1 protein-coding gene is annotated in these 456 nt (G+C 61.8%); it reads right to left on the bottom strand.

Annotated elements, in window-relative coordinates; all coding sequences use genetic code 11:
* Positions 1-24 precede the first annotated feature (24 nt).
* Positions 25-456, bottom strand: a 432-nt coding sequence (locus tag JHD80_RS27110; protein WP_199093674.1) for a lytic murein transglycosylase, incomplete at its 5' end; no start/stop codon positions are given.

Here is a 456-nt window from a genome sequence, read left to right on the forward strand (position 1 = left end):
GTTTATTGAACAGCGATGCCCGCATTACTTGGTGCCCCGTGCTTGGACCAGCATGTCTGACAGCTGATGCACGGCCATGGCGTACATCACACTGCGGTTATAACGCGTGATTGCGTAGAAATTGTTCAGGCCCATCCAGTATTCAGGGCCGTTTTCGCCGTCGAGACGGAACGCCGTCACCGGCACATCATCGCGTGGCGCATTCTGACTCGACCAGCCCAGCGCCCGCAACTCCCCGACCGTCTTGGCCGGCTCGATGCCTTGGGTCAGGCCTTCGTCGGCGCGTTCCCCGGTAACCTCGGCACGCACGACCACCGGTTCGCCGGACACCCAGCCGTGGCGCTTGAAGTAGCTGGCCACACTGCCGATGGCGTCGTCGGGATTGCTCCAGATATTGATGTGGCCATCGCCGTCGAAGTCCACCGCGTAGGCGCGGAAGCTGCTCGGCATGAACTG

The sequence above is a fragment of the Allobosea sp. ASV33 genome (genome assembly GCF_016428755.1).
Lineage (GTDB): Bacteria > Pseudomonadota > Alphaproteobacteria > Rhizobiales > Beijerinckiaceae > Allobosea.